Source organism: Leeuwenhoekiella sp. A16 (genome assembly GCF_047946675.1).
Lineage (GTDB): Bacteria > Bacteroidota > Bacteroidia > Flavobacteriales > Flavobacteriaceae > Leeuwenhoekiella.
The window spans coordinates 1,437,308-1,461,529 of sequence record NZ_CP172313.1; the positions used below are offsets into that span (position 1 = coordinate 1,437,308).

Here is a 24,222-nt window from a genome sequence, read left to right on the forward strand (position 1 = left end):
TTACAATATGAAGAAAAGACATGAGCAGAAACTGGTTATTCTATCTATAACTTTATTTGTAATGATCAACATACCCTTTGTACTTGTCTTTGATGTGCCAGGAGCAATTGCCGGTATACCTATTCTTTATTTTGCCCTGTTCAGCATATGGCTTATAGCAATAATTATCTCTTTTATTATTCTAAAAAGGCATTATGAGTAATTACCTGTTATTCATAATCATTGTTTGCTATCTAGCTATTTTATTTCTCATTGCTTTTTTAGCCGAAAAGAATGCCAAAAGCAAATGGGTAAATAACCCTTATGTTTATACCCTCTCCCTGGCGGTTTACTGTTCTGCCTGGACTTATTATGGAAGCATTGGTAATGCCGCAAATTCAGGCATAAGTTTTTTACCTATTTATCTGGGACCTGTTATTGCCTGTCCATTATGGATTATTATAATGCGCAAGATCTTACAGATCTCAAAACAGCATAAAATTTCATCTATAGCAGATTTTATCTCATTACGCTATGGTAACAACCGCTTTCTGGGCGCTCTTACTACAGTTATATGCCTTCTGGGAACAGTACCTTATATTTCATTACAACTTAAAGCAATTTCAGAAACATTTGAAATCATCGTAGGTACTCCAGCTGCTACGCCAAATAGATTCTTTGACGATTCTACCTTCTATATCGCCGTTTTACTGGCCATTTTTGCCGCTTTTTTTGGCACACAAAAATCTGATGCCACTGAGAAACACAGAGGTATTGTAACAACAGTAGCCTTTGAGTTTATACTGAAACTGATATTCTTCCTTACCATAGGTATATATGTCACTTACTACCTTTTTGATGGAACACAAGATATTTACGATAAAATTTCTGTACAACCCGATTTTACCTCGCTGGCCACATTAAATGGGCTGGAAGGGGGTTTTAACTGGCTTTTCACGATTTTACTATCATTTATGGCGATTTTTCTATTGCCGCGACAGTTTCAAATGGCAGTTGTAGAAAATAATCGGGAAAAGCACCTTAAACATGCCATTTGGCTTTTCCCGCTTTACCTGCTACTGTTTAATATCTTTGTCATCTTTGTTGCCTGGGGTGGCACCTTAACTTTTGGTGATACCACAAAATCTGAATATTTCACCCTATTGCTACCCCTACAGAATAATGACACATTTCTGGCACTTTTGGTATTTCTCGGTGGATTTTCAGCTGTAATATCTATGGTGGTGGTATCTACCCTTGCCCTCTCAACTATGGTAAGCAACAATCTGATCATACCATACGGGTACCTTGAAAAATTTATACAAAGCCATCCCGAAAAGAACTCAAGCTATATCAAAAATATTAGACGTATTTCTATCTTCCTCATAATCATTGCTGCTTATATTTTTTATGTCAACTTTTCTATAGAATTATCCCTTTACTCTATTGGTTTAATCTCTTTTGTAATTATTTCACAATTGGCACCTTCCTTTTTTATAGGCATGTTTTGGAACCGTGGTTCAGCCAGGGCATCAACAATAGGCATGATTACAGGGTTTCTCATTACTACTTACACTCTTATCCTGCCATTTACACTTGATTCTTTTGCCGGCTCCAGGGATTGGGTAGACAAGGGTTTCTTTAATATCAACATGCTTAGACCTTACGCCCTCTTTGGGATAGATTTTCTCTCGCCTCCTGCACATGCATTTTTCTGGAGTTTAATCTGTAATACCCTGTGTTACTTATTTTTCTCGATTATTGTCAAAGGTAATTACCGGGAGCGCAACTATGCCGAAATGTTTGTAGATAATAAAAACTATTTTTCTCTTCAGGACAACGTACTAGTCTGGAAAGGAGAGGCTTATGTCGCCGATATTAAAAATGTTTTAATACGCTTTTTGGGCGAAGAACGCACCCAACGCGCACTAAACCTTTTTTTTCTCAAATATAAACTCCCTCAAAACACACAGCTGGCCGATGCCCGACTCATTAATTTTTCTGAAAAATTGCTTACGGGGAGCATAGGAAGTGCTTCTTCAAAAATTCTCATAGACAGTGTGATAAAAGAAGAAGAAATAACCCTTCCTGAAGTTTTAAAAATACTAGAAGAATCTAAAGAAGCAATAAGCAAGAATAAAATACTAAGTGAAAAATCTGAAGAGCTTACCAGCCTTACATCTCAACTAAAAAAGGCAAATGAAGAACTTATTTTAAAAGACAGGCAGAAAGATGAATTTTTAGACACTGTAGCACATGAATTAAAAACACCTCTTACTGGCATTAGAGCGGCAACCGAATTATTACAAGATGAATCTGAAATGCCAGCAGAGGTCAAAGATGTTTTTCTCAATAATATTATACAGGATACAGACAGACTTTCACGTCTTATTAATAATATATTAGATTTTGAAAAATTATCAACAGACAGACAGCGTGTGGTAATGAGTAAAAACAACATTAAAATTACTATAGATAAAGCCATTCAAAGCATTCAACATATCGCTTCAATAAAAAATATAGCCATAAGATTAAAAAATCAGCAAACCATTGTCCTGCTGTATAATGAAGACAGAATTTTACAAGTGCTTACTAATCTTTTATCTAATGCTCTAAAATATTGCGATAGTGAGACAGGCATCATCGCCATCGATTATAAGCGTCTGGCAGGTTATCTACGGGTAAGAGTAAAAGACAATGGTAAAGGGATTCCCGATGAAGACATAGATTACATTTTTAATAAATTTTACCAGTCTCAAGATCAAAATATCATCAAGCCGCAAGGCAGTGGTTTAGGTCTGGCTATAAGCAAGCAAATAATAGAAAAACATAACGGGTCTATATGGGCTGAAAAAACATACAAAACAGGGGCATGTATTGTTTTTAAACTACCTTTTAACTAAATTGTATTCAGCTAAGATAAAATGAAAAAGAAAATCCTAATTGTTGATGATGAACCTAATATCGTGATGACTTTAGAATATGCATTCAAAAAGCAGGATTATGAAGTTTTAATTGCACGTGATGGGAGTGAGGCATTGACGATTATTGAAAAAAATAAGCCTGATGTGGTGTTGCTGGATATTATGATGCCTAAAGTAGATGGTTATCAGACTCTCGAGTATATTAAAAATAATACCATGCTGGCTAATACCAAAGTAGTGTTTTTAACAGCAAAGAATAAAGCTTCAGATATTGAAAAAGGTTTGAAACTGGGAGCAGATAAATACCTTGTAAAACCTTTTTCTGTAAAGAAAATATTTGCGGAAGTTCAGGAACTGCTTGGTTAAAAATTGGTGTTGTGTGCAAACAGTCCATATTTAACTTAAGATAGTTTAAAATGAAATTACGCATAGGTCCTTTAGCGTCAGATATCATCATCTGTATTTACGCTGGAATTTCTCTTTATTTTCGATTTAAATTAGAAAATGCTACTCCTATTAGTATCACAAACTCTATCGTTATAGGGCTTTGTTTTGTTGTACTACTATGGGTTTTGATAAAACTGAAAATTTTAAATCCCGGCTGGTTTGGCCTTTTTAAAAACAAAAACTAACACAAACTATATAATCAAACCATACGTCATGAGTAACTATCATATCAAACACTTAGAAGAGTACTTTCAAGTTTATAGAAAATCTGTGCGCGATCCCGAGAATTACTGGGAAGAGATTGCAGAAGAGCATTTTGTGTGGCACAAACGCTGGAATAAAGTGTTAGATTGGGATTTCTCTAAACCGGAAGTCAAGTGGTTTGAAGGCGCTCAACTTAATATCACAGAAAACTGTATCGATCGTCATTTACGCACACGAGGTGATAAAACCGCTATTTTATTTGAACCTAATGATCCTCAGGAAGAGGCTCAACATATAACCTACAATCAGCTGCACGATGAAGTTTGCAAGTTTGCAAACGTGCTCAAATCTCAGGGAATACAAAAAGGTGATCGGGTTTGTATCTACCTGCCTATGATCCCTGAACTGGCTTATGCGGTTCTCGCCTGTGCCAGAATTGGCGCCATACATTCTGTTGTATTTGCGGGCTTTTCAGCGAAAGCCGTTGCTACGCGTATCAATGACAGCGATTGTAAAATGGTGATCACCTCTGATGGCTCTTACCGTGGTAAGAAAACTTTAGACCTAAAAAGCATTGTTGATGAAGCACTTGAATCTTGCGATTGTATAAAAACAGTACTTGTAGCGAAACGCACAAATTCTGAAGTAAAAATGGTCGAAGGTCGAGATAAATGGCTTCAACCGTTACTGGATAGCGCAGATTCAACTTGTGAGCCAGAAATCATGAATGCCGAAGATCCTCTTTTTATATTATATACTTCAGGTTCGACGGGAACTCCTAAAGGTATGGTTCATACCACCGCGGGTTATATGGTTTATACTGCTTTTACTTTTAAGAACGTTTTTCAGTACAGAGAGGACGATATTTACTGGTGTACGGCAGATATTGGCTGGATTACCGGGCATAGTTATATTGTTTACGGTCCGTTGGCGAACGGCGCGACAACTGTGATGTTTGAAGGTGTGCCTACATATCCTGATTACGGCCGTTTCTGGGAAATTGTAGAAAAGCATAAGATCACACAGTTCTACACTGCTCCCACAGCAATTCGCGCTTTAGCGAAAGAAAATCTTGACTTTGTTGAGAAATACGATCTTACTTCGCTTAAAGTTTTAGGAACGGTAGGTGAACCAATTAACGAAGAGGCATGGCACTGGTATGACGAAAATATAGGAAAGAAAAAATGCCCCATTGTTGACACCTGGTGGCAAACGGAAACTGGTGGCATTATGATCTCACCTATTCCTTATTCCACCCCGGGAATACCAACTTTCGCAACGCTACCGCTACCGGGCATTCAACCTGCTTTAATGGATGAAGAAGGAAAAGAAATTAAAGGCAATCAGGTAGATGGACGACTTTGTATCAAGTTTCCCTGGCCCTCAATGGCACGAACTATCTGGGGAAACCACGAGAGATATAAAGAAACCTATTTTTCTACTTTTCCTAATATGTATTTTACAGGCGACGGAGCTTTACGCGATAGTGTAGGTTATTATCGTATTACCGGTCGTGTTGATGATGTTGTTATAGTTTCCGGTCACAATTTAGGAACTGCTCCCATAGAAGATGCGATCAATGAACATCCGGCCGTAGCAGAAAGTGCGATCGTTGGCTTTCCACATGATGTTAAGGGTAACGCGCTTTATGGTTATGTGATCTTAAAAGAAGCCGGCGAATCCCGTAATCAGGATAACCTGCGTAACGAGATCAACCAGCTTATTTCAGAACGTATAGGGCCAATTGCTAAACTGGATAAAATTCAGTTTACAAATGGATTACCTAAGACACGTTCAGGTAAAATTATGCGTAGAATCCTTAGAAAAATCGCCAGTGGAGATACCAGTAATTTAGGCGATACCAGCACATTACTTAATCCGGAGGTTGTACAGGATGTTATGGATAATGTGTTGAAGTAGTGATTATCGTTTTCATAATGAACTCCATTAATCAAGTAATTTAAATTAGCTAATTACCAGCAGTTTTTAAGGTCATGTCATTATCTGACACAGATTCTATACTATAACCTCCTGCTCCATTATTAGAAATATAATCTGCTATGTCATAAGAGGAAAGAGAATGTGCAATAAAAAAAGTAGCTGTTCCGTTGCTTATGTTTCTTTCCAGAATTTTGCCTTTACTTTCTAGTAAATCAGTGAGAATTTTAAACTTATCATAATCCGTATCTTTAAGTGTTATACGCGTTCCTTTATTTGTGCTAGAGGTTTCTGGTAAATCATTTGCTTCAGCAGCTGTAAATGCAGATGAATTATTAACCCCTGGTGATGCTGGTTCAGCACTAACCAATGTTAACTCTGCTTCAGGAGTGGACGATCCTGATGATGCTGGTGTTCCGTTCAAGGCCAAAATAATATTACCACTTTCTGTAAGAGATTCATTTAAAGCCTTTATCGCCCTGCCTACCTGCAAAGCTGCTTTAGCTTGTTGAAGAACTGTCATATGCTCTGCATCCTCGATAAGATTTCCTGCATCTTTAATTAAATTCTCGCCATTATCAGTTAGATATTGAACAATGTCTGCTTCATTTGAGGTTAATTTTTGTCCGTTATCAACTGCTACGCGCATAGATAAGATTTGCTCGTACATATTAAAACTTTTATCTACGAAAGAATCTACACTTGATACGCCCACTTTATTTTTTGGTCTCTTTATTTGTTTTTGAGAAAATGATGGAAATGCAATTAATAATGCTAAAATCAAGACTGAAATTTTAATTAGGTTTTTCATGGTGGTTAATTTTATGTTTATACTATTTAAATGACTTTTTTATTTTCTAAAATGACTTCTGCCTTTACCAGTAGTTAAAAAAATAGTCTCTTTAATATGGGCTTTAGATCATTTTCTCTTGGTTAATTCAGCATTCACAATCTGATTTCTTCCTCAGAAATGTATTTTCTTGTCTCTATTCCAGCTCTAATTTTGTGCATTATCATTCTTTATCGTGGAATATTATATTTGTTTAAGGGATCAAAAATGCTCCTATTGATTATTGTCCTCACTAGATGCAACTCTCATAAAATTTTTAGACAACAATTTTTATTTAAAAAATACAAGCATAACTAACTTATTTACATAACTTTACACATTCCCTCTAAGTTACTCTTGAAGATCCTCTATTCATAGGAGTAATTATTATCCGATACCATTTATTGAATATTCGTACGCAGAATGTCACAAAACGTTTGCGCTGTAAATATGTGTGTATGAAAAAACAGTTACTCGTATTTTCTTTGCTCGTTGTGGCAATAACTTTAGGTCAGAAAACACAGCTTGACTCTATTGAAAATTTGCTAAATACAACAAACATTGATACAATTAGGTTGAATCTTCTTTTGCGAAGTAGTGAGCTCACAAGCTTTGATGACCCCATACAGGCAATAAAAAAAGCCGAAGATGCTTATAAGCTGGCTAATAGGCTTAATTACAACTTATACAAAAGCAAAGCACTACTGGCTAAAGGCACTGCTTATTATCGCATGGATAATCTCTCGACTGCTTTAAGCTATTACCAAAAAGCTCTAGATATAGCTCTTAAGACGGGAAATACCTTACTTCAATCTCAGTTACTAAACAATATTGCCAATACCTATGCAGACTTGGGTAAATATGATGAGGCCATGGCCGGTTATAAAGATTATCTGGTTATGGCTCAAAAATCACATTCCGAAAAGGATCTAATTGTTAGCCACACAAACATTGGAATACTCTTAGTTGATAAAGACAGTATTGAAAAAGGGATTAGCCATCTGACCAAAGCTCTAGATCACGCTATAAAAATTGATAATGTCGCCTATATCGCCGCTATTAAAAACAATCTTGGTTTAGCTTTTAGAAGAAAATCTGATTTTGAAAAATCTAAAGAATATTATAATGCCGCTATTAAAATATCCAGAACCCAAAATCTTTCACACATTGAGGCTTCCGCATTAAACAGTCTGGCAAAAATAAGTCTAATAGAGCAAAATTTTGATGCTGTTAAAAACTACGCTAATCAAGCCCTCACTTTAGCAAAAGCTAGCAATGCAGTACAATGGCAAGCAGACTCCTGGGAGCTTTTAAGCAAAGTTTATGAGCTTCAAAAGGATAGTATGGCACTTAGAGCTTTCAAAAATTACATCCTCTTAAGAGATTCTATACTTAGCACAGATAAGCGCTTAGATTTTGCCCAAAATGAAATGAAGTACCAACTTGCAGCACAGCAACAGCTCAATGAAGAAATTATAAAGCGGCATACGCTTACTAATACAATAATAATAGCCGGCAGCTCGACACTTTTAGTTATGGCGGGTTTTGGTTATGTTTTATACAAAAAAAAACGAGATGCTCATGAAAAGCAAAAATTATCTGAATATAAGGCAATAGTTGCTGAAACAGAGCTAAAAGCCCTACGGGCACAAATGAATCCGCATTTTATATTTAACTCCCTCAACTCTATCCGTCATTACATAGCCACAAAAGACATCAGTACCGCAGATGAATATTTAGTAAAATTTGCCAAATTAACTAGAGCCATTTTAGAAAATTCAGAAAAAAAATGGATCTCTCTAAAAGAGGATCTCGAACTATTGAAGTTATATATGGAAACTGAGAAACTGCGACTTACAACCCCATTTACTTATGCTATTTATATAGATGTAGATATTAATGAAGAAAATACAATGGTGCCGCCTTTGATAATGCAGCCCTTTGTAGAAAATAGTATATGGCATGGTTTAGCTCCGCGAAAGGAAAAGGGTAAGATCACAATTAATATAAGAAAAGACGGAGAGTATCTATCAATTGTTATCGATGATAATGGTGTAGGTAGAAAAGGGGGAAAAGCGACATCAAAAAAGCGCTCAATGGGACTAAAAATCACTCAAAACAGGCTAAAAATCGTTAATAAACAGAAAAAACTTAATGGTAATCTCAAAATTACAGACAAAACCCAGGGTACACAGGTAAGTCTTAAACTTCCTTTAGAAATAAAGTTTTAAAAAATTGAATATGCAAAAAGCAATCATAGTAGATGATGAGATACTTGCTGCCAACATTTTAAAGAATATGTTGAAGCCTAATTCACAAATTGAGGTAATTGGCGTTTATCATAATATAGAAAGTGCCGCAATTGGGATTACAAAACTACAACCAGACCTTGTTTTACTAGATGTTGAATTAGGAGGTGAAACTGCTTTTGATCTTTTAGGCCAACTAAAACATATAAATTTTGATATTATTTTTACTACTGCATATGATAAGTACGCCATTAAGGCTTTCAAATTCAGCGCTATGGCTTATCTTACAAAACCAATTGATGCTCAGGAGCTAAACCTGGCACTGGAGCGATCATTAAATCATTTTACAGTAAAGGATATTTCTAACAAACTAAAATCAATTTTTAATACGATAGATTATAATTACCATCATCCCAAAAAGCTTGCAATTCCTACTACCGAAGGTATATCGTTAATAGAGGTCGATCATATAATAAGATGCCAGTCAGACTCAAACTATACTTACGTTTATATGGTCAATAATGAAAAACACCTTGTTACAAAACCATTAAAGGAAATAGAAGAACTCCTTTCAGATCAACATTTTTTTAGAATTCATCAATCACATCTAATAAACCTTGACTATGCTGTTAAATACTATAAAGGTAAGGGTGGTTATGTGAAAATGCGAGATGGCACTAACGTGGAAGTCGCTGTGCGCAGAAAGGAAGAATTAATTAAAAACCTTTTAGGTAGATGATTGAATCTTCTACTGCTTCACAAATCTCTTTGTAATAATTTTGGAGTTAGGTTTTTCAGCTTTCAGGAAGTAAATACCGCTGCTTAGATCAGAAATATCTATGCTGTTAAATCCTATAGTGCGTTTACTATTTGTCACTTCCTGACCATTAACATTCAAAATTTTGAGAGCAACTGCGTTAGTTTCAATTCCTGAAATATTTAACTGGTCTCTTGCAGGATTAGGATAGATCAAAATGTTATTTGCAAGAGGGATGTTCCCTGTCGATAAATTATTTCGATATGTAAATGTAATCCTTGCTGCATCTTCCCAGTTTTCATCTTCCCACGATTGTATGAGTAAAATGTGAAGCCAGCCCTCTTCCGTTTTTGTTCTGGTAGAAAGTGTCTCATTCTCCCAGCTGGAAGTTGCTTCATCCCAGGACTCATCAAGTTCTTCAACTATAAATTTTTCTGTATCGAGAGTTGCTGTATATCGCGAACTATTAACCCAACTATCTGCTATATAATTTTCGCTTAAAGTAGTTCTTATAGTTCCGGTATAGGTTATTGTATCCCTCCAGCTGGGATCCCAACTGGATGTCGTCTTATTTCTTTGATAATCTGTTGATGATGCTAAAACCCCAGAATTATAGGTGTAGTCTGTTTTGTATGCTAACACCCAATTACTGGTCGCTGCATCCCAATCTTCATCAATATTTTCAGATAAGAGTCCGCCGGAATAATTAAAAGTAGATCTGTCATCATTTACCCAGGCACCAGTTTGCCACATTTCAGTCACAATGAGAGCTATTTCACCGCCTGAAAATGTATATGTGTTGCGATATTCATTTTCCCAGGATGATGTTGTAGAATTCCACGTTTCTTCTAAGTCTCCGTGTAGAACACCAGAAGAATTGTAAGTAAAAGTTGTGCGAGAAGTATTTTTTAACGTGAAGGTTGTATAATCAAGCACCTTGATCAACTGCATCACAACTAAATTATTAGAATTGTAAGTAAAAGTGACTTCTCCTGATGTTATCCAGCCCATACCGGGAAAATTTACTTCTGTAATGTAACTCTCAATTGGGCGCTCTAGGAAATTAAAATCTTCTTCTTCCTGAGCAAAAGACCCACAGATAAATACGAATAGCGTAAGAACGAAAGTAAGTGTTTGTTTCATTTCTCAAATATTATAGGTTAAAATATCTGAAACAATGAAATAGGGAATTATAGAATACAGCAAATGAAGATTGCTAAAATCGTTTTAAAGGTAACTGTATTAAAAGTATAAAAAATAAGAATACTCTCTTGATTTTTATATCATAATTATCTTTAAATCAATATGATAAACAAACCTGAGGTTTCTTTTATTAAAACCTCAGGTCCTTGAATCTCATCTTGAATTACTTGCTTAAAAGTAATACTCCATCGCAAACTATTTCTGTTATGTAGCGCTTATCACCGTCTTTGGTTTCATAACTTCTCGAAGTAAGCTTACCTTCTAACGCAATTTCTTTGCCCTTGGTGGCATAGTTTTCTATCAGTTCTGCGGTTTTACCCCAGGCTACAACGTTGTGCCATTGTGTATCTGTAACACGTTCACCTTTATTATTTTTATAATTCTCATTTGTGGCAATATTAAATTTAGCCAACTTCCTCCCTGAATCGAGATTTAAAATTTCCGGATCATTTCCTAAATTACCAATCAACTGTACTTTGTTTCTCAGCGTGCTCATAATTTTGTTTTTAATGGTTAACAATTGATACTATCGATATTTGTAAATCGACAGGGCAAAGATGATAAAGCAGCAAATGGGAAGTCGGTTGATAAACAGTTACTTTCGTTTATAGTCGTTTACAAACGTTTATAATTAGTTCTGCATTCTTAAACCTGGTAACTATATATTATTTTACACTAAAAAGGAAAGTTTGCTTTCGCACTTAGGATTGTGCTATTTTTTTTGAGAAGCATTTACTTCAAGGTTTCGCTATACATCCTTGCGCTCTTGCGGACTATAAGTCAAAGTAAAACCTTCAATATAAAAGAACTTGTTGCACTAGTTAATACTCTTGTCGCTTTTAAGACAAGCCTTAAGCCCTAACTAACGGCCAAAACCGATGCTAATTAATGTTAAAGGTAAAGATTTAAATGGTATAATAGTTGTTTATAGAGATAATGTAACTTATATTGTTCTACTACGTCTAATAGATATATAAGTAAATAATTTTACAGTAATAGATAAATCTTATTGAAAAGCTTATTTAAATAATGTATAAATTAATGCTGTTATAGATAAAGGATATGGCGCAATAGATTATAATATAGTACTTTGTAATACATTTGCGGACATTTTTAAATCATATAATCAATTCAACTATGGCAAAGCCTATTAAAATAACTCCAGTTTTGAGAGGTAGAGACGCTATAAATTTCTACTCTCATATTGAAGAAAATAAAACTAAAAAAGTTAGCAAAGATTTTCTTTCCTCTGTTAAATTAGCCGCTGAAAAATTTCAACAAAGCCTTAAAAAAGGTAATTAGTGTTATTATCGGAATACCATTCTATTATAGTAAATCAAAATACTGAAATAAAAGATTTTCATTGTGATGATGAAAATCTTAAGAATTTTTTATTAAATAAAGCAAAAAACTATTCAGAGGAACTTCTTGCTAAAACCTATGTATTCGAGAATAACACCAACACAGTAGCGTATTTTAGTATATTTAATGATAATTTACGAGTTGAGGATACTGATTTTGCATCTAAAAGTAGTCTTAAAAGATTTGTTTCAAATCTAGTTTCGCATCCAAAGAGACATTTAGAATATTTTCCAGCTATTAAATTAGGTAGATTAGCTGTATCTACATCCCTAAGAGGGCAGGGATATGGAGAAGAAATCATTAAAATTTTAATAGGTTTAGCACTACAGCAAAACGATGTATGTGCCTGCAAAGTAATTACGGTGGATGCTTATGCAAATCCTAAGTCTCTTAATTTTTATGAAAAAATGGGGTTTGCCTACTTAACTGATAAAACTCAAGTTGAAGAAGGTGAGACTAAGCCAACCAAACCCATGTATTTAGATTTGACACCCTTTTTCAATGCAGATAAAATAAAATAACGCTTAGTCACCCTATTTTGGATTATAATTCAACCATTTCTCTAATTTTTAGTCAATCCTTTAAAACTCAAACACTTTCACTTTGAACTAAAAAGTTTTCAAAACGCTCTTGTGAAGTTATTTTTTTTCTTTTGGATTCCAAGCTAAACCCTTCTTTAATTTTTGATTAAATTCTGATAACGCCTGCTTATTCTTTTCTATAATAGGCTTAGATGTTAAATGCTCAAGCTCTTCACCAGACTTATTTTGAGCTTCTAAATAAGTTTTTTGACCTTCTTTTCTTACTGATTTTATTATATCTATATTTTTCAATTGATTTAATTGGTCTTTTGCTGTTCTGCACAAAACTTGAAACCTATGTTGTTTAGTCGTACCTAGCTTAATCATTTCCGAATTTAATGATTCAAGATTTGACATAACAGTTAGTTCATTAATGCTAGCAAAATCTCTTACATTTCTTTTATTTGCAGCATGCTCTGGGTTAACCCTTCTCCATTCTTTAGCTGTAAAACCAAACAATGCTACATTTAGTAGGTCTGCTTCATCTGCATACTCTAACCATTGCTTATCTTTTGGATATTTAGATTTAGGGATGATATGCTTCTGTACAGCATCTGTATGAATATGATAGTTAACTTTACTTAGAACTCTCTTAATATCCCATTCAAGGTTGTATTGATCTGTTTCAGATTTCTTAAGGCGTTGATATTCCTTTACAAGATAAAGCTTGAATATAGGACTAATCCAAGAGCCAAATTCAAAAGCAATGTCTCTGTGAGCATAAGTGCCACCATAACGTCCTGATTTAGAGAATATCCCTACAGCGTTTGTATTCTCCACCCATTCTTTCGGACTTAGTACAAAAGCGTTGGAGCCCGCGCTATTTCTAAAGTGGTCGAATTCGACCACTTTAAAATTAGGGTTATTCAGTTGCTCCCAGACTCCTAAATATTCAATTGTATTTTTTGTCCGTAACCAACTCTTGATAACATCAGCGGCTCTTGTATCATCCCCTTTTTCTTTAGCCATATCGGTTAAAGATATAAAGTCTTCTTTTTCATTTGATATAATAGAAACCTGTAAATCTTTTACTATAATCTTATCCATTAATCAAGTCTTTATAAGTTAAACGTCTTTCTGTATTAGCTAAAAGTAAATTAAATCTTGCAAATTCAGTTCCTTTACGAGTGTTGTATCTAAATACAAATTCATCAACGTACATCTGTAAATGCTTTTTAGAGGTGAAGTGATAGATACCAAAGATACCACGCTTAAGAAGTGACCAGAAGCCCTCTATTGTGTTTGTATGTACTCTACCTTTTACATATTCAAAACTACTATGCTTCACTACTTGATGATCGTAAACTCGCCCCATTCCTTTATAAGATACATATTCATCTGTATAAAGTTTAATGCCTTGCTTTACATTGTTGATTAATTCTCTTGAAAGAATTTCACTAGTTGTATTTTCTATTGCCTTAGCTTTCACTTTACCACCTCTTTCAACCATGCCAACAACAGGCGTTTTGTCGTCACTAGTACCTTGTGTTTTCTTATTAGCGTGACGGTTTTTATTTTTTCCACCTACAAAAGTTTCATCTGCTTCTACCTCGTTATCTAACTTTGTATCATTATCAATACCAAAGCAATTACGGATTCTTTGAAGCATAAACCATGCAGATTTTTGTGTTATATCTAAATCTCTGCCTAACTGTAAAGATGAAATACCTTTTTTATGAGAAGTAACTAACCAAATAGCTAAGAACCACTTTTGTAGTTCCATTTTTGTATTATCAAAAAGAGTATTTGTCTTAACGTTGAAGTATTTTCCAGTATTTTTACACTTGTATCGATTGCCTTTGCAATTGTAAACTTTAGAAGTAGAATCAAAAGGACTAACTACCTGCTCATTCCAACGTAATTGCTCTAAATGATCAATGCAAGATTGCTCGTCTGGAAAGGCTTTTATTAAGTCTAGTACTGATTTTACTTCTTTGTTAAACATGGTCTTATCCTTATTGCTTAATCAAAGATAAGACGTTTTTTACACTAAACCTAATTTATTGGTGTAATTTACTGCTAAATATATGATAAATGAAAGATGATTTAAAACCAATTGCTGAAAATATTATAGGCTTTTTGAAAGATCAATCTGATAGTAAATCAACCATAAATGAACTTGCAGTAGCAAATAGTGTTGACATAATGCTAATTAAAGTTATGGTGAGAAGCTTAAGGGATGATTATGAATTAGTCAGAACTAGCGGTACTGTAGTCTTATTAAGTAAAAAAGGTTATGAGTTTGTTTCGTTTAAGGAATTAGAAAAAAAAGAAATTCAAGAATCTCAAAACAAACTAATAGAATCAGAAATAAAAGGTTACGATCTCACTATTAAAAAATGGCAGAAAAAGACGTTTTGGTGGCTTTTCTGTTTTTCTTTATTTAGTTTCCTTTTGTCAGTATATAGTTTTATAAAACTCCAATCCATAACAAAAAGTAAAGAATCCACAGAGCTAAATGAAGCAAAAAAAGAACCGGAATTATCCAAACAGCATACTTCAACTTTAATCCAAAAATCGGTAGATTCTTTGTAGAATTCCAAGCTCTAAAAATATTAATAAAATCTCTCATTTAGTGTAAATACGTATATAGTTACCTTAAACCTTGGTAACTATATATAACTTAAAACTCAAATGAACCACTCCACACTTAAGCGAGCCACAATTGAAGACGCTAGCATTATTGCCTTATTGGGAAGAGTCACTTTTACTGAAACATTTGGTCATTTGTTTCCTGATAAAAGCGAACTTTTAGCCTATTATGACCGTACATTTTCGGTAGAGAAAATAGAAGCGAGTTTGCAGAAAAAGACTAATGTCTATTGGCTTGCTACTATAGACAGACTTCCTGTAGGGTATGCCAAGCTAAAGTTAGATTCATCTTCTAACTTCCTCAATTGTACGACAACCTGCCAACTGCAAAAAATTTATGTGCTGCGGGATTTTCTTTCCCAAAGAGTTGGTTTGTCTTTACAAAAGGAACTCCTCAATTATGCCCAAAATAATGGTTATCAAAATATCTGGCTTTCCGTTTTACAGAGCAATGAGCGCGCATTGTCTTTTTATATAAACAGCGGTTTTAATAAAATAGGAACTCACGAGTTTCAAATAGGCACACAAAATTTTCAGTTTAATGTGATGGCGAGAGATCTATAATATGTTATTAGTTAAAAAAATCGGCCTTAAAAGAGCTAAAATCGCCAAAAACCCATTAAAAATCAGGTGTTTTTAAAATTACTTATCTTTATTTCGCTTAAAGCGAAATAGTAAACTATGACAAAAACCTGCCCGGAATGCGGAGACAAAATTATAGGAAGAGCAGATAAAAAATTCTGTAGCGATGCGTGCCGCAACAGTTATAATAACCGCAAAAATAGCGACACTAAGAATCTCATGCGCAATGTCAATAACAAACTGCGTAAGAATTATAGAATTCTAGATAAACTAAACCCTGAAGACAAAACCAAAACGACTAAAAACAGACTGGTTCATGCGGGTTTTGACTTTAATTACTTCACAAGTATTTACACCACAAAAGCAGGCACAACCTACTATTTTGTGTACGATCAGGGATATTTGCCGCTGGAAGGCGATTTTTATGCGCTGGTTAAGCGCACTTAACTTATTTCCAGGTTTGCCCTTTTAATTGTAAAGCTGCCTTAAGAACATCTTTTTGACTTATCTGCCCCACAAGTTTCCCGTTTTCTACAATTGGGAAACGCCTGTGTTTTTTCTCAATAAATATTCTTGCCGCATCAAAAACATTCATATTCCCGTCTATGGTCTCAACATGGCAGTTCATATGCTTCTCTACAGTGGCATCTTCTACAGGCATGTTGTAATAACGACTGTCTGAGATCTGTTTTACACAATCACCCTCAGAGATCACTCCCAGCAGTTCATTTTTATCATTGACCACCGGCCCGCCAGATATTCTGTGCTTGATCAACTTTTCCATTACTTCCATAACCGTTTGTTCAGGACGAAAAGTAATCAGCTTAGTGGTCATATAATCAGACACGCGTATGTTAACCGTGTCTAATTGTACTTTTGAGCGTTTGCCCATAAAACTTTTAATCCCCATAATACTTGATTTTGATAGGTTTAAGTTACATATTTTTTTCGAAATCGTTTTCGCTTATTTTTACAACTGTGCTCATATTTTGGTCACTTGTGTATCACAAACCAACCAATTACCTTTAATACTTAATCGTCAAGCATGAGAAAAAGATATTCTGTAGCCCTTTCTTTCCTATTACTCGTTGGGATAATCTGTTATAGCTTTTACACCCATAAACCGCATTCTTATAGTCATGGCGATGTACCAGAAACCGCATTTTCAGCAGAGCGAGCGCTGGAGCAGCTAAAATATATTTCGGCACAGCAGCATTCTGTTGGGACTCCGGGGCATCAAAAAGTTCAGGATTATTTAGTCTCGGTTCTTGAAGGTATGGGCTTAGAGGTACAGTTAGAAGAAGGTTTTTCATACAAAGCAGGTTGGGGCGCTTTAAGTAAAGCGGTTAATATAATAACCCGTATCCCCGGCACAGATGGCAATAAAAGTCTTTTGTTAATGTCTCATTATGACAGCGCACCACACACAGCGTCTTATGGAGCAAGCGATGCTGGCAGCGGAGTTGTAACTGTGTTAGAAGCAGTACGCGCCTATCTGGCTACAGGTCAAAAACCTAAAAATGATATTATAATTCTCTTTACAGATGCAGAAGAATTAGGTCTTAACGGCGCTTCTGTATTTACAAATAAACATCCCTGGGCTAAGAATGTAGGTCTGGCTCTTAATTTTGAAGCACGCGGTAGCGGCGGGCCGTCTAACATGATTGTTGAGACTAATGGCGGGAACAGTGCACTTATAAAAGCTTTCGCGAAAGCAAATCCTGAATATCCTTTTGCAAACTCATTGTACTACAGCATTTACAAGATCCTGCCTAATGATACTGACTCTACAGTTTTACGGAAGGATGGTGACATAGACAGTTTTTTCTTTGCATTTATAGGTGATCACTTTGACTATCACACTGCACTCGACACTTATGAAAGGTTAGATCGCACCTCTCTGGAGCACCAGGCAAGTTATCTCGTGCCGCTATTGAATTATTTTTCTAACGCAGACCTCAACCTTAAGAGTACAGAAGATTATGTGTATTTAAATATGCCTGTGGTTAAAATGGTGTATTATCCTTTTAGCCTGATCTGGCCCATGCTCATTGTCGCTATTCTTGCATTTTTTGCACTCATATTTTATGGAATTAAAAAGAAGAAATTCACGTTTAAAACTATAGGCAGAGGCTTTTTGCCATTTTTACTTTCATTAATTACAGGTTGCCTTGTAACCTTTTTTGGATGGAAACTTATCCTCTTAGCCTACCCCGCCTATGCAGATATTTTACAGGGTTTTACTTACAACGGTTATGAATATATCGCTGCTTTTAGTAGTCTTACACTAGCTATCACATTTTTCTTTTACCACAAATTCTATAAACCTTACCATGCAGCAAGCTTAAGTATCGCACCTCTTTTCTTCTGGCTGATTATTTCAACATTAGTGGCGTTAAATTTACCCGGTGCCAGCTTTTTTATAATTCCGGTGTATTTTGGTATACTCGCTGTTTTTCTAATAATAAGTACACGTAAACCCAATCTCCTTGCTCTTTGCCTGTTGTGTGCTCCGGCTATTTTTATTCTCGCGCATGATATACGTGATTTTCCGGTTGGGCTGGGCCTTAAAATGTTGACCGCAAGCGCCGCATTTGCAGTTCTCCTTTTTGGGCTATTACTTCCACTTCTGGGTTTTTATCATAACAAAGGGAAGTTTGCATTTCTGTTTTTAATAATAAGTATCATCTTTTTTGTTTCGGCTCACTTTAAATCTGATTTTACGCCAGAGCGAAAATTCCCAACCAGCATCAATTATGTCTACGACGTTGACACGAAAGAAACCTACTGGGCGACGTATAATAAACAACCAGACACATGGATCTCTGCAATTATGGGTAACAAAGCTGAAGAGACAAACCCTGAAAACAATGAAGCTTCTGGTAAATACAACAGCTTTTTTACAAGAACGTCACCTGCGCCCAGAAAACCGGTAGCTCCGTCTAGTATTTATACTTCCAGAGATACCGTGATAAACGGGATGAGAGAGATCGATTTTGCTATTTACCCCCAGCGAGAGATCAACGATATGTTACTGTCTAACGCTGCGGGAACTCCTTTTCAACATCTCGAATTTAATGGCCAACTGGTTCAAAAAGATGATAACGAGCCCTACATAATGTCTGGCAGAACAAGTAGTCGGTTTTTGAGCTATCGAGTTACAGATCGTCAACCATTGCAGATCAAACTTACTGTGCCAGATACTACTGATCTTAGTTTTACAGTTTATGATTTTAGCTATGACTTATTAGATAACGCTGACTATAACCTGCCGCCAAGACCAGAAAATACAATGCCTATGCCATTTATCTATACAGACGCTATTATTACACGGCAAGAAGTTAATTTTGCCAGTTCTAAACGCTAAAAGTAAAGCATGAGCAATATCGCAATAGCAGGAATGGGCTGGCTGGGTAAACCTCTGGCTGTTGCCCTGCAACAAAAAGGTCACAATATAAAGGGATCTTCTACAAATAAGGAAAAGTTGAAAATGCTTAATGAAGCTGGTTTGCCCAGTTTCTATTTTTTGCTCACCGAAGACGGATTATCAGGTGAAATTACCGGATTTTTAAGTGCTATTGATATTCTTATCGTTTTGATTCCGCCGGGATTACGTCATAATTCGGGTCACAATCATGCTCTAAAAATGCTCCATTTTGTAAACGAAATTGAAAGAGCAGGAATCAAACGAGTAATTCTGGTAAGCAGCACCGGCGTATATGACGATGCACAGGGTCACGTGACGGAAGTAGATCTACCAGAACCAACACTCAACAACGGCAAACAACTTCTGGAAACCGAACTTATGTTCTCAAATTCTGAAGCCTTTAAAGCCACTATTGTTCGTTTTGGTGGTTTATTTGGCGGAAGCCGAAATCCTGTAAAATACCTTGCCGGTCGCACAGGTTTAAGTAATGGTGAAGCGCCGGTTAATCTGATACATAGGATTGATTGTATTGCAATAATCAATGAGATTATAAAACAAGACGCCTTTGGCCACATATTTAATGCAGTTGCGCCAGAACATCCCAAAAAATCGGACTATTATCATCAAAAAGCGGTAGAAATGGGCATAAAACCTCCCGAGTATAGCACCGATAATGAAGAGGAAATTCACAAAAAAGTAGATTCTGTAAATCTGAAAGAGATACTCAATTATGAGTTTAAGGTTAAAATTTAAATTTTGGCCTAATTAGAAAAAGAAAGATCCGGACAATTGCCCGGATCTTTTGTTTCTTCCAGAAGGTACGCAGGAAGAAGGCTAACACTAATTTAACAAAGAGTCTAAACCAAAGCTCCCTCTAGTCTAAAGAGTTGAGCGTTTAGATATTGTAAGGTCTTTACCTTTTCCTTAGTAGGTACGAGCAAAGAAATATTGTTGTTGCTTCCGCCATAAGAGATCATTCTAACTGGCAGTTTGTCTAAAAGACTAAAAGCTTTATAAGACTCGTGATCTTCAATAAGATTCTCGCCAACGATACAAATAATGCTGTGCTCCTGCTCTACTGTGATTTCTGCAATTACAGAAAGTTCTGTTACTATAGCTTTTAAATTGCGATTATCATCAATGGTAAGCGAGATAGCAACTTCAGAAGTGGTGATCATATCAATAGAAGTCTCATAACGATCAAAGACCTCAAAAATGGTTTTTAAAAAGCCGTGCGCACCTAGCATACGGTTAGAACGTATGCGTATCGCTGTAATACCATCTTTAGCAGATATGGCCTTTAAACCGCGATTATGATGCTCATTAGAAATCTTTGTTCCCGCTGCCTGTGGCTCAAAAGTGTTTTTAAGCCAAACCGGAATATCTTTATCTATTACAGGGGCCACTGTTTGTGGATGTAAGATTTTTGCACCAAAATAAGCAAGCTCTGCAGCCTCGTTATATGTTAAATGCTCAATAGGTCTGGTTTCCTGTACAAAACGGGGATCATTATTGTGAAGACCGTCAATATCTGTCCAGATCTGCACTTCTCCCGCCCCTACAGCTGCACCTATAATTGTTGCAGAAAAATCACTTCCTCCGCGTTTTAGGGTTTCTATATTTCCCTTGTCGTCAAGACAGACAAAGCCCTGTGTGATATATAATGTAGATGGCTTTCTGTTTAAAACAGGCTTAAGCCTGGCTCCTACGGCATTCACGTCTGGATTTTCTACAGAACCCACATACATAAATTCTTTCGCGTCAAGCAACACATTTTCTATCTGCTGTTGATCAAGATATTTAGAGAACAGATAAGTAAGCATAGTCTCACCATAAGTGACAATCTCTGCATACAACGATGGTCTTATATCCCCCAGCGCCAACTCTCTAAGATCAGCAAGATATTGGTCTATTTGCACCATCGCTTCACTCGCGCTTTGCGAATTTGTAAACAAACTATCTATTGCTTCAAAATGCTTAACCTTTATTGCCTGTAAAGCTTCAGAGATTTCTGCGTCGTTCCCGTCAACACTTGCTTTATGTAGATTAACTAATAGGTTAGTCACGCCAGACATTGCAGAAAGAACGATTATTTTTTTTTCTTCACTCTGCGAGATTATCTCTACTACCTTGCGGATGTTAGCCGCATTTCCTACTGATGTACCACCAAATTTTAATACGTTCATAAACTTAATTTTGCTGCATAATTAATACGAAACCAACGATGTATAAAATAATTCTAAAAAATTATATAGATTTGCACAAATTGTTAAATATATAACATTGAAGACGATAACTTCCTGTGTAGAAACGCTTATAAAGCATCAACCTTTTATTGAGGATGCGCTTACGCGAAATATTATAAATTTTAGTGCCCTCGCCGAAGATTTTAAACCGCAAATAGAACAGGAATTAGGAAAAACAGTGAATTCTGGTTCTATAGTTATGGCGCTGCGACGCTACTTTCCGCAACGGCGATTAAATGCAAAAATGGTGCGCGAACTGGGCGATATTGTTGTGCGCTCTGGCATTACAGATTTTACATTTCTAAATTCAGCTAGTATTTTAGACAGTCAGCTGCAATTGCTTGAGCAGGTAAAAAATATACCAAAAGCTTATTTTACGTATTCTAGTAACTTTCACGAAAGTAATATCCTGGTATCAAATGATCTCACGCAGATCGTTGAGGAATGTTTCACTAAAGAAACTTGTATCACTATAAAAAAGGATCTTGCTTCAATCTCTATTGCATTACCTGAGAATAACTCTAAAACAGTAGGTCTGTATTTCTATATCTTTAAACTGCTTGCCTATGACGGCATTCCCATTTTTGAAGCTATTTCTACCTCTAACTACTTCACGCTATTCTTAGAAAAAGAATATGTGAATCAGGCTTTTGCTCTCGTAAACGAAATGAAAGCGCAATAAAAAGAGGTTGTTTAAAAGACTTTAAAACCCCGTCATTCCGAATTTATTTCGGAATCTCATAATGCTTTATCGGCAATTATGATGAGAATCTGAAACAAGTTCAGATTGACGAAGAATGTTCTTTAAACAACCTCTACTTTAGAACACTAAGAACTAATTACCAGATGCGCACGCGCTTATCTTCTGGTAAGTACATTTTATCACCTTCTTGTATACCAAAGGCTTCATAAAATGCATCTACATTCTGCAATGGCACATACGCTCTGTACATACCCGGAGAATGAGGATCTGTCTTGATACGAGTACGCAATGCATCGTCTCTCATTTTTGTTCTCCAGATGGTTGCCCATGAGATAAAGAAACGTTGCTCTGGTGTAAAGCCGTCAATGTCTTCAGGTCTTCCGTTTTCAGCATAGAATTTTTGCAATCCGTCATAAGCAGCGAGAACTCCACCTAAGTCACCTATGTTTTCACCTAAAGTGAATTTACCATTGATGTAAAGGCTGTCTGCAACTTCAATATTGCTGTATTCATCTGCAAGTGCATTTGCACGAGTTGTAAATGACTCAAGATCCTGAGGCGTCCACCAGTTTTTAAGATTTCCATCTGCGTCAAAACGAGCACCACTATCGTCAAAAGCATGAGAGATCTCATGACCTATAACAGCACCTATACCACCATAATTAACAGCTTCGTCTGCCTGATAGTTATAAAAAGGAGGTTGTAAAATTGCCGCTGGAAATACGATCTCATTAAAAGTAGGATTAAAGTATGCATTCACAGTTTGTGGTGACATACCCCATTCTGTTTTATCTACCGGCTCATCAAAATCCTTAAGATTATCTGCCTGTGCCCATTCACTTGCAGCCTGCATATTTTCATAGAACGTATTGTCTTTATTAACAGCAAGGTCTGCGTAATCTTCCCACTTGTCTGGATAACCTATTTTAACCGTGAATTTGTCTAACTTTTCGATAGCTTTAGTTTTTGTACTATCGCTCATCCATTCGAGATTATTAATACGATCTCTGTAAGCGTCAATGATATTTGCGATCATTTTTTCTGCTTTCGCTTTAGCTTCCGGCGGAAATTTCTCATCTACATAAAGCTTACCCACAGCTTCTCCTAAAACAGCATCTACAGTTTGTAAAGCACGCTCATCTGCCGGCTTTTGTTTTTGCACACCATTTAGAGTTTTGCTATAAAAATCCCAATTAGCTTTCTCCATATCTACAGTAAGATAATCTGAAGATCTGTTTAAAGTAGACCAGCGTACTAACGTCTTAAGATCGTCTATACTTGTTCCTGTTAAAGTATTTTGTAACGCTTTCATATATGCAGGCTGCATTACAATTACAGTATCAACATCCTTTTTAACACCAATATCTGAGATCATTTTTTTCCAGTCGATAGCAGGAACCATTGCTTGTAACTCTGCAATAGATTTTGGGTTATTAAAGTTACGTGCATCTCTGCTTTGTACTTTATCAAGTCTTGGCTCTGCAAGTTGCGTTTCAAGCTTAAGAACAAGTTCTGCCTGCTTACGTGCAGCTGCCTCATCATCTCCTAAAAACTGAAGCATACGAGTAATATAGTCAACATATTGACCTCGTATTTCTTTCGCTTTAGCATCCTGATCTAGATAGTAATCACGATCTGGCAGACCTAAGCCACCGGGTGTGATATAACCAGCGTTAATGGTACTTTTGCTAAAATTAGGGAACACTCTAAAACCAACAAAAGGAGCATTTATTGCGATATTTGTAGCAAGAACCGTTTGCAGATCTTCAAGGTTTTTTATTCCGCTTATTGCATCAAGTGCAGGCTGTAAAGGTTTTATACCTGCATTATTGCGCGCAACAGTATCCAGCTCAGACTCGTAAATAGACAATGCTTTTGCCTGGTCTGTACCTTCTGCATACTCGCCGGTTTCTTTGGCATTGTTAATAATACTCAACACGTCATTGCGCGTGTTTTTACGTAAAACACCAAAACCACCCCAGGTAGATTCCTCTTCAGGAATTTCTGTGGTTTTCATCCAGTTACCATTTACGTAAGCGTAAAAATCATCTTTAGGGTTTATCGTTGTGTCCATATTCTCAACAACAAGACCCGGCTGTTTGTCTTCACTTGCCATTTCATGCTTCTCCTCTTTACAAGAAGTAAAGATTAGACCTCCGGCAGCTAGCAAAAGCAGCGGTTTCATTTTAATATTCATTG

Annotated in this window: 22 protein-coding genes and 1 pseudogene; 15 read left to right on the forward strand and 8 right to left on the reverse strand. The window is 36.0% G+C overall.

Features of this window, described 5'->3' with window-relative positions; genetic code table 11:
• Positions 1-7 precede the first annotated feature (7 nt).
• From ACH3O9_RS06095 to acs, 5 genes are read left to right on the forward strand one after another with little or no spacing between them, the layout of a single operon-like run.
• Positions 8-202, forward strand: a complete 195-nt coding sequence (locus ACH3O9_RS06095) for a hypothetical protein (RefSeq protein WP_416445313.1) — start codon at positions 8-10, stop codon at positions 200-202.
• Positions 195-2,882: an ATP-binding protein gene (locus ACH3O9_RS06100; RefSeq protein WP_416445315.1), complete on the forward strand. Its 2,688-nt coding sequence runs from the start codon at positions 195-197 to the stop codon at positions 2,880-2,882. The genes ACH3O9_RS06095 and ACH3O9_RS06100 overlap by 8 nt, the downstream gene beginning before the upstream one ends.
• Before the next feature lie 21 nt (positions 2,883-2,903).
• Positions 2,904-3,269, forward strand: a complete 366-nt coding sequence (locus ACH3O9_RS06105) for a response regulator transcription factor (protein WP_416445317.1) — start codon at positions 2,904-2,906, stop codon at positions 3,267-3,269.
• A gap of 50 nt (positions 3,270-3,319) precedes the next feature.
• On the forward strand, positions 3,320-3,535 hold the full coding sequence (locus tag ACH3O9_RS06110) for a hypothetical protein (protein WP_416445319.1): 216 nt from the start codon (positions 3,320-3,322) through the stop codon (positions 3,533-3,535).
• Positions 3,536-3,563: 28 nt separating this feature from the next.
• Entirely contained in the window at positions 3,564-5,474 is a 1,911-nt protein-coding gene (gene acs / locus ACH3O9_RS06115; protein ID WP_416445321.1) for an acetate--CoA ligase, read from the forward strand.
• A 49-nt stretch (positions 5,475-5,523) separates the two neighbouring features.
• Here acs and ACH3O9_RS06120 read toward each other — a convergent pair whose 3' ends face one another.
• The gene (locus ACH3O9_RS06120) at positions 5,524-6,303 is read right to left on the reverse strand and encodes a hypothetical protein (RefSeq protein ID WP_416445323.1); all 780 of its coding nucleotides are present in this window, start codon (positions 6,301-6,303) and stop codon (positions 5,524-5,526) included.
• Positions 6,304-6,779: 476 nt separating this feature from the next.
• Between ACH3O9_RS06120 and ACH3O9_RS06125 the strand changes: the two genes are divergently transcribed.
• The gene (locus ACH3O9_RS06125; protein ID WP_416445325.1) at positions 6,780-8,552 is read left to right on the forward strand and encodes a tetratricopeptide repeat protein; all 1,773 of its coding nucleotides are present in this window, start codon (positions 6,780-6,782) and stop codon (positions 8,550-8,552) included.
• 10 nt (positions 8,553-8,562) lie between these two features.
• On the forward strand, positions 8,563-9,309 hold the full coding sequence (locus ACH3O9_RS06130) for a LytR/AlgR family response regulator transcription factor (RefSeq protein ID WP_416445327.1): 747 nt from the start codon (positions 8,563-8,565) through the stop codon (positions 9,307-9,309).
• 9 nt (positions 9,310-9,318) lie between these two features.
• Here the strand turns inward: ACH3O9_RS06130 and ACH3O9_RS06135 are convergent, their stop codons facing one another.
• Both ACH3O9_RS06135 and ACH3O9_RS06140 read right to left on the reverse strand, forming a co-directional pair.
• Positions 9,319-10,470 (reverse strand): T9SS type A sorting domain-containing protein, encoded by a 1,152-nt coding sequence (locus tag ACH3O9_RS06135; protein ID WP_416445329.1) that lies wholly within the window; start codon positions 10,468-10,470, stop codon positions 9,319-9,321.
• A gap of 223 nt (positions 10,471-10,693) precedes the next feature.
• Entirely contained in the window at positions 10,694-11,026 is a 333-nt protein-coding gene (locus tag ACH3O9_RS06140) for a single-stranded DNA-binding protein (protein ID WP_416445331.1), read from the reverse strand.
• Between the two features lie 641 nt (positions 11,027-11,667).
• On the opposite strand from ACH3O9_RS06140, the gene ACH3O9_RS06145 reads away from it, so the two are divergent.
• Together ACH3O9_RS06145 and ACH3O9_RS06150 are read left to right on the forward strand one after the other, a co-directional pair.
• Positions 11,668-11,832 (forward strand): hypothetical protein, encoded by a 165-nt coding sequence (locus tag ACH3O9_RS06145; protein WP_416445333.1) that lies wholly within the window; start codon positions 11,668-11,670, stop codon positions 11,830-11,832.
• Positions 11,832-12,413 carry a GNAT family N-acetyltransferase gene (locus ACH3O9_RS06150; RefSeq protein WP_416445335.1) on the forward strand — a complete coding sequence of 194 codons (582 nt, stop codon included), beginning with the start codon at positions 11,832-11,834 and terminating at the stop codon, positions 12,411-12,413. The genes ACH3O9_RS06145 and ACH3O9_RS06150 overlap by 1 nt, the downstream gene beginning before the upstream one ends.
• A gap of 279 nt (positions 12,414-12,692) precedes the next feature.
• Here ACH3O9_RS06150 and ACH3O9_RS06155 read toward each other — a convergent pair.
• Positions 12,693-13,520: pseudogene (locus ACH3O9_RS06155) on the reverse strand (KilA-N domain-containing protein); the annotation flags it as partial.
• Positions 13,513-14,418 (reverse strand): IS1595 family transposase, encoded by a 906-nt coding sequence (locus ACH3O9_RS06160; RefSeq protein ID WP_416445337.1) that lies wholly within the window; start codon positions 14,416-14,418, stop codon positions 13,513-13,515. The gene ACH3O9_RS06160 and the pseudogene ACH3O9_RS06155, both read right to left, overlap by 8 nt.
• 89 nt (positions 14,419-14,507) lie before the next feature.
• On the opposite strand from ACH3O9_RS06160, the gene ACH3O9_RS06165 reads away from it, so the two are divergent.
• The 3 genes from ACH3O9_RS06165 (at position 14,508) to ACH3O9_RS06175 (ending at position 16,094) form a co-directional block, all read left to right on the forward strand.
• The gene (locus tag ACH3O9_RS06165) at positions 14,508-15,008 is read left to right on the forward strand and encodes a hypothetical protein (RefSeq protein WP_416445339.1); all 501 of its coding nucleotides are present in this window, start codon (positions 14,508-14,510) and stop codon (positions 15,006-15,008) included.
• Between the two features lie 99 nt (positions 15,009-15,107).
• Positions 15,108-15,629: a GNAT family N-acetyltransferase gene (locus tag ACH3O9_RS06170; RefSeq protein ID WP_416445341.1), complete on the forward strand. Its 522-nt coding sequence runs from the start codon at positions 15,108-15,110 to the stop codon at positions 15,627-15,629.
• Positions 15,630-15,746: 117 nt separating this feature from the next.
• Entirely contained in the window at positions 15,747-16,094 is a 348-nt protein-coding gene (locus ACH3O9_RS06175; protein ID WP_416445343.1) for a hypothetical protein, read from the forward strand.
• 1 nt (position 16,095) lies between these two features.
• On the opposite strand, the gene ACH3O9_RS06180 is transcribed toward ACH3O9_RS06175, so the two are convergent.
• The gene (locus ACH3O9_RS06180) at positions 16,096-16,557 is read right to left on the reverse strand and encodes a CBS domain-containing protein (protein WP_416445345.1); all 462 of its coding nucleotides are present in this window, start codon (positions 16,555-16,557) and stop codon (positions 16,096-16,098) included.
• Between the two features lie 135 nt (positions 16,558-16,692).
• Here ACH3O9_RS06180 and ACH3O9_RS06185 point away from each other — a divergent pair, with 135 nt between their 5' ends.
• Entirely contained in the window at positions 16,693-19,014 is a 2,322-nt protein-coding gene (locus tag ACH3O9_RS06185) for a M20/M25/M40 family metallo-hydrolase (RefSeq protein ID WP_416445347.1), read from the forward strand.
• 9 nt (positions 19,015-19,023) lie between these two features.
• Complete coding sequence (locus ACH3O9_RS06190) at positions 19,024-19,827, forward strand: NAD(P)H-binding protein (RefSeq protein ID WP_416445349.1); 804 nt, start codon at positions 19,024-19,026, stop codon at positions 19,825-19,827.
• 104 nt (positions 19,828-19,931) lie between these two features.
• Here the strand turns inward: ACH3O9_RS06190 and ACH3O9_RS06195 are convergent, their stop codons facing one another.
• Positions 19,932-21,260, reverse strand: a complete 1,329-nt coding sequence (locus tag ACH3O9_RS06195) for an aspartate kinase (RefSeq protein ID WP_416445351.1) — start codon at positions 21,258-21,260, stop codon at positions 19,932-19,934.
• A gap of 97 nt (positions 21,261-21,357) precedes the next feature.
• Between ACH3O9_RS06195 and ACH3O9_RS06200 the strand changes: the two genes are divergently transcribed.
• A complete protein-coding gene (locus ACH3O9_RS06200; RefSeq protein ID WP_416445353.1) occupies positions 21,358-22,002 on the forward strand; it encodes a hypothetical protein in 645 nt (214 codons plus the stop codon).
• Positions 22,003-22,159: 157 nt separating this feature from the next.
• Here ACH3O9_RS06200 and ACH3O9_RS06205 read toward each other — a convergent pair whose 3' ends face one another.
• Positions 22,160-24,220 carry a M13 family metallopeptidase gene (locus ACH3O9_RS06205; protein WP_416445355.1) on the reverse strand — a complete coding sequence of 687 codons (2,061 nt, stop codon included), beginning with the start codon at positions 24,218-24,220 and terminating at the stop codon, positions 22,160-22,162.
• Between the last annotated feature and the right edge of the window lie 2 nt (positions 24,221-24,222).